This is a genomic window from Dietzia sp. HMSC21D01 (assembly GCF_001815995.1).
Lineage (GTDB): Bacteria > Actinomycetota > Actinomycetes > Mycobacteriales > Mycobacteriaceae > Dietzia > Dietzia cinnamea.
In genome coordinates, this window is record NZ_KV824033.1 from 1 (window position 1) to 10917 (window position 10917).

The 10917-nt window shown below is 69.7% G+C and carries 7 protein-coding genes; 4 read left to right on the top strand and 3 right to left on the bottom strand.

Features of this window, described 5'->3' with window-relative positions; all coding sequences use genetic code 11:
• Positions 1 to 80 precede the first annotated feature (80 nt).
• Complete coding sequence (gene malQ, locus HMPREF3086_RS13625; protein WP_246831000.1) at positions 81 to 2228, bottom strand: 4-alpha-glucanotransferase; 2148 nt, start codon at positions 2226 to 2228, stop codon at positions 81 to 83.
• A gap of 136 nt (positions 2229 to 2364) precedes the next feature.
• Here malQ and HMPREF3086_RS13630 point away from each other — a divergent pair, with 136 nt between their 5' ends.
• The 3 genes from HMPREF3086_RS13630 (at position 2365) to HMPREF3086_RS13640 (ending at position 7441) form a co-directional block, all read left to right on the top strand.
• Positions 2365 to 3576: an acetyl-CoA C-acetyltransferase gene (locus HMPREF3086_RS13630; RefSeq protein WP_007632224.1), complete on the top strand. Its 1212-nt coding sequence runs from the start codon at positions 2365 to 2367 to the stop codon at positions 3574 to 3576.
• 37 nt (positions 3577 to 3613) lie between these two features.
• Positions 3614 to 5803, top strand: coding sequence for a 3-hydroxyacyl-CoA dehydrogenase NAD-binding domain-containing protein (locus tag HMPREF3086_RS13635; protein ID WP_061229317.1), 2190 nt, complete (start codon positions 3614 to 3616; stop codon positions 5801 to 5803).
• Positions 5804 to 5914: 111 nt separating this feature from the next.
• Entirely contained in the window at positions 5915 to 7441 is a 1527-nt protein-coding gene (locus HMPREF3086_RS13640; RefSeq protein WP_246831001.1) for a calcineurin-like phosphoesterase C-terminal domain-containing protein, read from the top strand.
• 87 nt (positions 7442 to 7528) lie between these two features.
• Here the strand turns inward: HMPREF3086_RS13640 and HMPREF3086_RS13645 are convergent, their stop codons facing one another.
• Both HMPREF3086_RS13645 and HMPREF3086_RS13650 read right to left on the bottom strand, forming a co-directional pair.
• Entirely contained in the window at positions 7529 to 8680 is a 1152-nt protein-coding gene (locus HMPREF3086_RS13645) for a MalY/PatB family protein (RefSeq protein WP_061229333.1), read from the bottom strand.
• A 68-nt stretch (positions 8681 to 8748) separates the two neighbouring features.
• Entirely contained in the window at positions 8749 to 9336 is a 588-nt protein-coding gene (locus HMPREF3086_RS13650) for a hypothetical protein (protein WP_061229318.1), read from the bottom strand.
• 168 nt (positions 9337 to 9504) lie between these two features.
• On the opposite strand from HMPREF3086_RS13650, the gene HMPREF3086_RS13655 reads away from it, so the two are divergent.
• On the top strand, positions 9505 to 10917 hold a 1413-nt coding region (locus tag HMPREF3086_RS13655), incomplete at its 3' end, for a nitrate/nitrite transporter (protein WP_083324449.1).

The following is a 10917-nucleotide window of genomic DNA, read 5'->3' on the forward strand; positions in this document are numbered from 1 at the left end:
GGGAGAGTAGGACACCGCCGAACACAACTTGATAGAAGCCGGAACCCCCGACCCCACCAGGGCCGGGGGTTCCCGCCATTTCACCCACCCGACGCCGCGTGCATCACCCGGCGGGCCGACGTCGAGCCGAGCAGATCCTCGAGGCTGACGAGCCGTCCGGTGGCATCCGTCAGCGGCACCCGCCAGTTCGGATACTCATCCGACGTACCCGGCATGTTAACCGGGCGCCGATCACCCACCAGATCCGACACCGACACCGCCACGAGCAACGACGGCGCGGCAGCCACGAAACGGTGCAACGCCACGACCAGGTCAGCCGGCGAGTCACCCTCGAGAAGGTCCCGCTCGCGCACCGCCTCGCGGAACGCCTCGATCTCCGCCTCCGCGGACCGGCGCTCCTCGTCGACGTCACCGGTGAGCTGCCCGAGCTCCTCGCGAACATCCACGTGTACGAGATCGACGTAGCCGGCCGTCGGGGGAAGATCATGCGTCGTCACCGACGCCATACACAGGCGGCGATACTCCTCCGGCGGAACCGGCTCGTCGTCACGCTTCTCGAACCACATCACCGACGTACCCAACACCCCGAGATCGGACAACGTCTCCCGCACCCCCGGAGCCACCGTGCCCAGGTCTTCACCGACCACCACGGCGCCGGCCCGCGTGGCCTCCAACGCGAGGACACCGAGCATGGCCTCGTGGTCATACCGGACATACGTCCCCTCGGTGGGCGGAGCGCCCTCAGGAATCCACCACAGGCGGAAGAGCCCGAGGATGTGATCGATACGCACCCCACCGGAATCCCGGAGCGCGGCGCGAACGATGTCGCGGAATGGCGCGTAACCCTCCTCCGCCAGAGCATCCGGTCGCAGCGGCGGCTGCGACCAGTCCTGACCCAGCTGGTTGTACGCATCCGGCGGCGCGCCCACCGAGACGCCGCGGGCGAGCGACCGGTTCAGAGACCACGCATCCGCCCCGGTCGGATGGACGCCGACCGCCAGATCGTGGAGGACGCCCAGCCGCATACCGGCTCCGACCGCCTCGCTCTGCGCAAGCCCCCGCTGCTGCGAGACCTGCCACTGCAACCACTCATGGAAACGGACCTCCTCCGCGTGCTCGGTGGCAAAGCGCGCGACGGACTCCGAGTCCGGATCCCTCAGCTCCTCCGGCCACTCGCTCCAGTCAGGCCCGTGCTCGCCGGCCAGTGCGCACCACGTGGCGAACCCCCTCAGCCCCGGCTGTTCGACGGCGAACCGGTCGAACGACTCAGAGCGTCGCGGCGAGAGCGGAACGGCGAAGAGGAGGCGCAGTGCCTCCAACTTCGCGGACCACGACGCGTCCCGGTCGATGGTGTCCTTCTCATTGGATTCCGCTGCCTCCCGCGCGAGCGCATCGACCCGCGCGCGATCAGCGGCGGGTAGCTCCGCGTACTCGGGCACCAGCTCCGGACGTAGGTACAGGGGAGAGGCGAAACGGCGGGTCGTCGGCAGGTACGGCGACGGACCGACCGGCGGGTACGGCTCGCCGGCATGCATCGGATTGACCAACACGAAATCCGCGCCCGTCTCCCGGCCGGCCCAGCCGCAGAGGTCGCCGAGGTCGGCGAGATCCCCGACGCCCCACGACTGCCGCGAACGCACCTGATAAATCTGCGCGGCCAGGCCGACGGCCCTGCGCTCTTTCAGGCCGCGGGGGACCGGGATCGTCGGCGGGTAGACGAGCAGGGTGCACTCACTCGACTCGGGTTCGCGGTCCGGAACCTCCACCACGGCGGAGACGCGATGCCATCCCGCGGGCAGCGCGGCCGGCACCTGGAGCGTCACCCGTTCGACTGTGACGCCGTCGACCTCACGGGCTGCCCGCGGCTCATCGAGGGGGAGCAGGGTCACCGGGACATCCGTGTCCTCGAGCAGGACCGACACGGTCACCTTCGCGCCGTGCGGGACATGGACCGGGCACCCTATGGCGGTGCCCTGACGTGCCACCAGAGACGGCGGCAGAACACGCCGCCAGGGGCGCACGCGAACGGCCGCCAGGGCCTCGTGTTCCGAAACGCCGAGCTCGTCGTCGTCGACAGCAACCGGTACGCCCATCGCGGCGAGCACCGCGCGCACAGTGCGGGCGGGGATCTCCCGGTGCACGCCCTGCGCGTCGTCATAACTCGTGGCGACCCCGCACACCTCGGCGAGCTCGGCCAGGACAGGGGAGACGATGTCATTCGCAGTCACGCGGTCCACTGTGCCACCGGCCGCGCAGTCGACGCGCCGGTCGACGGAAACGGACCACACTCCGCGAAGCGCGGCCGCACCACGTAGCCTGACGGAACACGAACCTGTTCGCCCAGAGAAAGAGCGTGGCCCACCCATGACCGAGGCATTCATCTACGACGCCATCCGGACACCGCGAGGTAAGGGCAAGCCCGGCGGTGCCCTACACGGGGTCAAGCCGATCGACCTGGTGGTCGGCCTCATCGAGGAGACGCGCCGTCGGTTCCCCGATCTCGACGAGAACCGCATCTCGGACATCATCCTCGGCATCGTCACCCCCCTCGGTGACCAGGGGATGGACCTGCCCCGCATCGCGGCCCTGGCCGCCGGCATGCCCGACACGGTCGCCGGCGTGCAGATCAACCGCTTCTGTGCCTCCGGGCTGACGTCCATCAACATGGCCGCCCAGAAGATCCGCTCCGGATGGGACGAGGTCGTCTTCGCCGGTGGGGTGGAGTCCATGTCCCGCGTCCCCATGGGCACCGACGGTGGCGCCTGGGCGATGGACCCCGCCACCAACTACGACACCTACTTCTCGCCCCAGGGCATCGGCGCCGACCTCATCGCCACCCTCGAGGGCTTCACCCGCGAGGACGTGGACCGCTACGCCGAGCGCTCGCAGCGACTCGCCGCCCGGGCCTGGGAGGAGGGCCGGTTCGCCAGGTCGGTCGTGCCCGTCAAGGACATCAACGGCATCACCATCCTCGACCACGACGAACACATGCGACCCGGCACCACCGTCGAGGCGCTCGCCGGGCTCAAGCCCTCCTTCGCCATGGTCGGCGACATGGGCGGGTTCGACGCCGTCGCGCTGCAGAAGTACCACTGGGTCGAGGAGATCAACCACGTCCACCACGGCGGCAACTCGTCCGGCATCGTCGACGGCGCCGCCCTCGTCGTGGTGGGCTCCGAGAAGGCCGGGCAGGAGATGGGGATGACCCCGCGCGCCCGGGTCGTCGCCGCCGCGACCTCGGGGGCCGACACCACCATCATGCTCACCGGACCCACGCCGGCGGCCAAGAAGGCGCTCGCCACCGCCGGCCTGACCCCCGACGACATCGACCTGTGGGAGCTCAACGAGGCCTTCGCCTCGGTCGTGCTGCGCTTCCAGAAGGACATGGACATCCCGGACGAGAAGCTCAACGTCAACGGCGGCGCCATCGCCATGGGCCACCCGCTGGGCGCCACCGGGGCCATGATCACCGGCACGGTGCTCGACGAACTCGAGCGCACCGGCGGCAAGCGCGCCCTCATCACGCTCTGCGTGGGTGGCGGCATGGGCGTGGCCACCATCATCGAACGCGTCTGACCCACCGACACCACAGCGATACAGGAGTACAGAACCAGTGAGCGACAACATGTTCCGGTGGGAGCAGGACGGCGACGGCATCGTCACCCTCACCATGGACGACCCCGACCACGGCGCCAACACGATGAACACCCGCTTCATCGACGACTTCTCCGCCACGGTCGACCGCATCGTGGCCGAGAAGGACTCCATCAAGGGAGTCGTCCTCACCTCCGCCAAGAAGAGCTTCTTCGGCGGCGGCGACCTCAAGTCCATGATCAAGGCCGGCCCCGAGCAGGCCGAGGAGCTCTACGAGCGGTCGATGGGTATCAAGGGCCGCATGCGTGCCCTCGAGACCTGCGGCGTGCCCGTCGTGGCCGCGATCAACGGCGCCGCCCTCGGCGGCGGCCTCGAACTCGCGCTCGCGTGCCACCATCGCGTCATGGCCGACGCCCGCGGCGCCAAGGTCGGACTGCCCGAGGTCACCCTCGGCCTGCTGCCCGGCGGCGGCGGCATCGTCCGCACCGTCCGGATGTTCGGCCTCGCCCAGGCCGTGCCCAACATCCTCATGTCCGGCCGTTCCTTCGCGCCCGACAAGGCCCTCAAGGCCGGGCTGGTCGACGAGGTCGTCGAGCCCGAGAAGCTCATCGACGCCGCCAAGGCATGGCTCGCCACCGACCCCGAGCCCACCCAGCCGTGGGACCGCAAGGGCTGGACTCTGCCCGGCGGCACGATCGACGACCCCGCGCTGGCGGGCGTCCTGCCGTCTTTCCCCGCCAACATGCGCAAGCAGACCAAGGGCGCGCCCGCCCCTGCGCCGCGCGCCATCATGGCCGCCGCCGTCGAGGGCTCCCAGGTCGACTTCGCCACCGCCGAGAAGATCGAGGCGCGCTACTTCGTCTCCCTCGTCACCGGCCCCATCGCGAAGAACATGATCCAGGCGTTCTTCTTCGACATGCAGCACTGCTCCTCCGGCGGCGCCCGCCCGAAGGCGGCCGACGGCTCCGAGATCCCGCGCACCCGGTTCACCAAGGTCGGCGTCCTCGGCGCGGGCATGATGGGCGCCGGCATCGCCTACGTCTGCGCCAAGGCCGGCATCGAGGTCGTCCTCAAGGACGTCGAGCAGGCCTCCGCCGACAAGGGAAAGGCGTACTCCGAGAAGCTCGAGGCCAAGGCCCTCGAGCGGGGCCGAACCACGCAGGAGAAGTCCGACGCGCTGCTGGCCCGCATCACCCCGACCACAGACCCGCAGGCGCTCGCCGGCTGCGATCTGGTGATCGAGGCGGTGTTCGAGTCGCCCGATCTCAAGAAGAAGGTCTTCCAGGAGATCGAGGACATCGTCGCGCCCGACGCGCTGCTCGGCTCCAACACCTCGACCCTGCCGATCACCGACCTGGCCACCGGCGTCAAGCGGCCGGAGGACTTCATCGGCCTGCACTTCTTCTCGCCCGTCGACAAGATGCAGCTCGTCGAGATCATCTGCGGGGAGAAGACCACGCCGGAGACGCTGGCCAAGGCCATCGACCTGACGCTGCAGATCCGCAAGATCCCGATCGTCGTCAACGACTCGCGAGGCTTCTACACCTCCCGCGTCATCGGCACCTTCGTCAACGAGGCGATCGGCATGCTCGACGAGGGCATCGAACCGTCCACCATCGAGCAGGCCGGCCGGATCGCCGGCTACCCGGCGGCGCCGCTGCAGCTCTCCGACGAGCTGAACCTCAACCTCATGGTCAAGATTCGTCAGGCCACCCGCGAGGCCGAGGAGGCCGCGGGCAGGGAGTACGTGCCCACCTCCTCCGACCGCGTCGTCCTCAAGATGGTCGAGGAGCTCCAGCGGTCCGGGCGCGCCGCCGGCGCCGGATTCTACGAGTACGCCGACGGCAAGCGCGGCGGACTGTGGCCGGGCCTGCGGGAGGCGTTCAACACCTCTCCCGACAACGCCCCGCCGCTGCAGGACCTGATCGACCGCATGATCTTCGCCGAGGTGCTCGAGACGCAGAAGTGCGTTGACGAGGGCGTGATCACCGACGACGCCGACGCCAACATCGGCTCGATCATCGGCATCGGGTTCCCGGCGTGGACCGGCGGCACCCGCCAGTACGCCAAGAACTACTCGGAGCCGGGCGCCAAGGAGGCCTCGGGCTACAAGGGTTTCGTCGCTCGCGCGGAGGAGCTGGCCGCGAAGTACGGCGAGCGCTTCGCTCCGACCGAGTCGCTGAGGAAGCTGGCGGCAGACCAGGGCTGACGCCCGCATCCCACCGGCTCAGGCTGTCGTCCACCCCCGTTCGCCGTCCCCTCGAAGGGCACGGCGGGCGGGGGTGTCGCGCATGCACCTAGACCCTCTGCCCGCCGCGGCGTGAAACGCGAGCAGGGGCGCTACGAACTGCCGGCCACCGACAACTTCACCGCCTTCATCACCCAGCCCGCAGGCTGGCAGGTGCCAGTCGACGAGCAGAAGGTCGCCCAGTTCAGCTACAACCACCTGCCCGAGGGCTCGCCGGAGCTGCGCTTCGGCGGGCTGAAGCCGACCGGCGATCTACCCGCGGCGGTGAACTTCCCGCTCGCGAAGTCGGCCGCGACCGCCGATCCGAGGCAGTCCTGCCCGATCGCCTCCGACACCCAGACCTACGACATGGAGGAGGTCGGGTACGCGAGCCGCGGCGTGCCCGCCGACCTCGCGGCCCGCGACGACTACGCGGGCTGCGGCATCCTGCTCCTGGGCGACAACGTCGGCGACGACCTAAGCCTGAACCAGCCCGTCAAGGACCTCTACGCCGACGCGAACGGTCCCGTGCGTGCCATCCCCGGTAACCACGACATGGACTTCGACGCGGCCGACGCCACCCACTCCGTCGACACCTATCGCCGCGACTTCGGCGCGCCGTACTACTCCTACGAAGTGGGCGACACCCACTTCGTGGGTCTGTTCAACATCGTCTACAACGGTCAGAAGGCCGACGGGTCCAACGGCGGCTACGCCGAGGCCCTCACGCAGGAGCAGCTCGACTGGCTGCGTAACGACCTGCAGCACGTGGAGCGTCAGAAGAACATCGTCGTGGCCGCGCACGCGCCGATCGTGGACTACCGCGGTGTCACGACCGACAACGCGAGTGCGCTGTACGAGATCCTGGCCGATTATCCCAACGCGGTGACGGTGGGCGGTCACACCCACACGCTGGAGCATCTGTTGGCGGGTGACTCCAGGCAAGAGTGGATCGATGCCGGGATCCCCGAGTTGACCCACGACCAGCTCGTGGCCGGCGCGGTCTCCGGCTCGTGGTACTCCGGCGAGCTCAATGAGAACGGCGTCCCCTACTCGTACACGTCCGACGCCGCCGAGCCCGGTGTCTTGACCATCGAGTTCGACGGACACGAGCGCTCCGAGTACTACACCGTGCGTAACGAGTCGGCCGACCGCCAGTTCTTGACAGGGATCAACAGCCCCGCGTGGCGGGAGTGGGCCGAGGCCTACCAGCAGTGGAAGGACGACGGGGAGCAGGGTGAGGCTCCGGCTCCCGTGGCGACCGACTCCGCCAGCACCGCGGACGTGAGCACGGGCGCGGCGTGGCTGGCGGCCAGCTTCTTCGGCGGATCCACGGACGCCAGCGTCCGGGTGTCCGTCGACGGGGGCGAGCCCGTCGCCGCCGAGCACACCCAGCCGGCGGCCGGCGAGGCCCTCAACGTGGGCTGGGAGTACACCGAGACCGTCTCGGGGACCCACAACCTCATCGCCGACGCCGCACTGGGCCGGTCGAGCTCGCACCTGTGGCGGATCGCGCTGCCCTCCGATCTCGAGCCGGGCGAGCACACCGCCCGGGTCTCGGCGACGGACCGGTACGGACGTGAGCACAGGACGTCGTTCGCCTTCACGGTGACGGGCTGAACGTTCGGTGGAGTTCTCCTCTGGCGGCGAGGCCACGGCCCCGCCGCCGAGGGGTGCGGATCCGCTGACACCGCGCCTGGGCGGACCTCAGCCGCGCTCGGACGCGATCCGCCCCATCCGTGAGAATGCCTCGGAGAGAAGTTCGTCGGAGCAGGCGAAGTTCACGCGGGCGAAGCCCTTGCCCTGAGGTCCGAACGCCGGGCCCGGGCTCAGCGCGACCCGACCCTCGTCCAGGAACGCGGCGGCAGGGTCGTCGCCGAGGCCCGGGTACCCGCGCAGATCGATCCACGCGACGAACCCCGCGTCAGGCCGCCGCCACCGCGCGCGGGGCAGATGCTCGGCCAGCAACCGCTCCATGAGGTCGAGATTCGACGCGAGGGCGGCCCGCATGTGGTCGAGCCAGTCGAGTGACTCGGTGAGCGCGGCCTCGGCGGCGAGGGCGCCGAAGTGCCCCACCGCGCCGGACAGCGCCGAACGGGGAACCGCGAACTTCTCCGGATTGCCGTTGACCACGAACGCGCACTTCAACCCGGCGAGGTTGAACGCCTTGGACGCCGATGAGATCGCCAGCCCCACCTCGCGCGCGGTCTGCGAGACCGCCAGGAACGAGACGAAGTCCACGCCGGGCATGGCCAGGGGCGCCCAGATCTCGTCCGAGACCACCACCGCGTCGTGCCGGGCGGCGATCCGGGCTAGCTCGGCCAACTCCGCACGCGAGTGGAGGACGCCCGTGGGATTGTGCGGGTGACTGAGCAGAACGGCCCGGGCTCCACCCGCCAACGCCTGCTCGATTCCCGCCAGATCCAGTTGCGGGTCCTCGCCGTCGTGACCGATCAACGGCACCGCGACCGGTGACATCCCCACGCGCCGAATCCACGGCCCGAACGGCATGTACACCGGCGGCGTGTACACGACACCGCTCCCGGCCGGCAGGATGCGCGCCAGCGACTCGCGAACGCCGACCCCCACATCGTTGACCGGGATCACGGCGTCCTCCGGCACGTCGTACCCGAAACGCGAGTAGTACCGGGCGCACACCCCGGCCAGCCGCTCGATCTCCGTGAAGTACCCGGTGTCCCCGTCGGCGACGGCGGCCGCGAGTCGATCCCGGATCGCGGGGGCCAGCAGGACGTCGGTCTCGGCGACGAACAGCGGCAGCACGTCCTCCGGGTACGCCTGCCACTTCTGGCTGCGGCGCCTGCGCAGGACGGACTCGGGGACATCCAGAGGGAACGGCACGTGGGGCATCCTTCTCATCCGGGGGCACGCGGAACCACCAGGCTACTCAGCCGTCGCGGCCGCGATCGTCAGCTCCCGGGAAGGATCCCCGGCGCCACCCATACGTCGGCATCCGGGGACTGCCTGCCGAGCGGCATCATCGTGGAGTAGGCGGTCCCGGATCCGGTGGGGATGACGATGCCGCCGGAGGTGTAGTCCCAGCCCATCTCGTAGGCGACGCGGTAGCCGGCCTGATAGGCGGCCCCGGCCCAGGGGTCCGACGAGCCGTGCCACATGTCGGTGAGGAGGGAGAACCGGCGAAGTTCGGCGACGGATCCATCCGGGGCCACCTGCCAACACCGCACACCCGCCAGGTTCCAGTAACCGTCGCACCAGGTGGGGGAGTCCGCCGGGGCCCGCGAGACCACACGCATGACATTCGGTCCCGGCTCCCAGAACCCCGGCTGGTCCGGGCCGGTCGTGGACTGGGTGTCAACGTACCGCGCGTCGGCCGGGATCGGCGCGGGCGGCGGAAAGGGCGCCCGCCATGTGTCCAGGGGATGGGCCCCGGTCTGCTGCGCCGAGGCTGCGGGCACCAGACCCGTCATGAGGGCGAGCGCGGCGGTCATCACCGCGATGAGGCGGGCGGTGACGCGGAATGTGACGCGGCAGGACATGCGCACAGTCCATCACGGCCGAGGCGCCCTCACAGGTCGAACGCCTGCACGTGAGTACACCGTGACGGGACCGTCACCGCGAATAGCACAGGGGAAACAGCCCGTTCCTACGGTTGCCGTCACGGGGCTCCGAACGAGGGAGCCCACCGGCGGGGAGGGGCCACGCACATGACGCGCTCACGCACGATCGAGAACTGGGATCCGGAGGACCGGCACCAGTGGGAGTCCGGCGGTCGCCGCATCGCCGTGCGCAACCTGTACTGGTCGGTGTTCGCCGAGCACGTGGGGTTCTCGGTGTGGACCCTCTTCGCGGTGATGGTGCTGTTCATGCCGGAGGACGTCTATGGACTCGACGCCCCGGACAAGTTCCTCGTCTCCGCGGTCGTGACCCTCACCGGCGCGTTCCTGCGCATCCCCTACACGCTGGCCACGGCCACGTTCGGCGGTCGCAACTGGACGATGTTCTCCGCGTTCGTCCTGCTCATCCCGGCGGGCGCGATGCTATGGATCATGGCCAACCCGGGCCAGCCGCTGTGGCTGTACCTGGTGGTAGGCGCGCTCGCCGGCCTGGGCGGGGCCAACTTCGCCTCCTCCATGACCAACATCAACGCCTTCTTCCCGCAGCGGATGAAGGGCTGGGCCCTGGGCCTCAACGCGGGCGGCGGCAACCTCGGTGTGGCCACCATTCAGGTGGTGGGCCTGGTCGTGATCGCGCTGGCCGGTAACCGCTCGCCGCACTGGGTGATCGCGGTGTACCTGGTGCTGCTGGTGATCGCCGGCATCGGTGCGGCGCTGAAGATGGACAACCTCGCTCACCAGACCGTCGACGTGGCCAGCATGAAGGATGTGGTCCGCGACAAGGACGGCTGGGTGCTGTCCCTGCTCTACATCGGTACCTTCGGCTCGTTCATCGGCTTCAGCTTCGCCTTTGGCCAGATGCTCACCATGACCTTCACCGGCAACGGACAGTCGCCGGGCGAGGCCGCGCTCCACGCCGCGCAGATCACCTTCCTCGGCCCGCTGCTCGGTTCGCTGACCCGCATGCTCGGTGGCCGCCTGGCCGACCGGTTCGGCGGTGCGCGGGTGACGCTGGTGACGTTCCTCGGCATGGCCCTCACCACGGTGGCGCTTATCGTCACCTCGAGCATGCAGGCCTCGAACGGCGGCAGGCTCTCCGGCGGCGCGCTCGTCCTGTTCTTCGCCGCCTTCCTCACCCTGTTCGCGCTCACGGGGATGGGCAACGCGTCGGTCTACAAGATGATCCCCACCGTCTACGAGGCCCGCAGCAGGGGCCTGGACCTGCCGGAGGCGGCGCGGGCGGCGTGGTCGCGGGCCCACTCGGGGGCGTTGATCGGAGTGGCCGGCGCCGTCGGGGCCTTCGGCGGCTTCCTCATCAACATGACCCTGCGCAGCTCATACCAGTCATCGGGATCGGCGACGGCGGCGTTCGTGGTGTTCACCGTCTTCTACGTGGTGGCGGCCGTGATCACCCGGGCCGTGTACCTGCGCCGCCCGGCCGCCGCGCCCGCGCCGGTGGCCACCGGGACGTCGCCTGTCGGGGCGGCCGGGTCGTCGCGGGTT

Coding starts and splice junctions, on each gene's coding strand:
- HMPREF3086_RS13630 (WP_007632224.1), top strand. CDS start 2,365: ATGACCGAGGCATTCATCTACGACGCCATCCGGACACCGCGAGGTAAG.
- HMPREF3086_RS13650 (WP_061229318.1), bottom strand. CDS start 9,336: ATGTCCTGCCGCGTCACATTCCGCGTCACCGCCCGCCTCATCGCGGTG.